General features: G+C 78.8%; 1 pseudogene. It reads right to left on the minus strand.

Annotated features, from left to right (window positions below):
* A pseudogene (locus LO771_RS30255) lies at positions 1–302 on the minus strand (alpha-glucosidase); the annotation flags it as partial.

Here is a 302-nt window from a genome sequence, read left to right on the forward strand (position 1 = left end):
AGGGGCGGGCGTCACCGCCCGTGGTGAAGCCGAACGGCGAGACGTGGCCGGACCAGGGCAGCGGCACCCGGCAGCCGGCGCGGACGCGCAGGCGGCTGCCCGTACGGTGGAAGACGGGGTCGGTGAGCACCTCGTCGGGCAGGTCCAGGACCTCGGCGAGGCCCAGCTCCTCGCCCTGGTAGACGGACGCGGCGCCGGGGAGGGCGAGCATGAGCAGGGCGGCGGCGCGGGCGCGCGGGCCGCCGGTGCCGGCGCCGGACGGGTCGGCGTCCCCGGACGGGGACGCGTAACGGGTGACGGTG

Origin of the sequence: Streptacidiphilus sp. ASG 303, from assembly GCF_020991365.1 — a bacterium.
Taxonomy (GTDB): domain Bacteria; phylum Actinomycetota; class Actinomycetes; order Streptomycetales; family Streptomycetaceae; genus Peterkaempfera.